Origin of the sequence: Streptomyces sp. 4F14 (assembly GCF_048159485.1) — a bacterium.
Classification (GTDB): Bacteria; Actinomycetota; Actinomycetes; order Streptomycetales; family Streptomycetaceae; genus Streptomyces.
This window is the reverse complement of record NZ_JBLRVY010000365.1, coordinates 1-323: the sequence shown is the minus strand read 5'-3', so window position 1 is coordinate 323 and position 323 is coordinate 1. Positions and strand designations below refer to the sequence as shown.

The following is a 323-nucleotide window of genomic DNA, read 5'->3' as shown; positions in this document are numbered from 1 at the left end:
CCGATGCTCGAGTCCTGCATGCGGCCGGAACTGGTCACGGAGACCACCCTCCAGCCGGTCCGCAGGCACGGCGTGGACGCCGCCATCTACTTCAGCGACATCGTGGTCCCGCTCAAGGCCATCGGCATCGACCTCGACATCAAGCCCGGCGTCGGCCCGGTCGTCGAACAGCCCATCCGCACCCGCGCCGACCTGGCCCGACTGCGCGACCTCACCCCCGAGGACGTCTCCTACGTCACCGAGGCCATCGGCCTGCTCACCGCGGAACTCGGCCCGACCCCCCTCATCGGCTTCGCCGGGGCGCCTTTCACCCTCGCGAGTTA

The 323-nt window shown here is 70.0% G+C and carries 1 protein-coding gene; it reads left to right on the top strand.

The annotated features are described in order from the left end of the window. On the top strand, positions 1 to 323 hold a 323-nt coding region (locus ACLZOT_RS51135), incomplete at both ends, for a uroporphyrinogen decarboxylase family protein (RefSeq protein WP_416976136.1).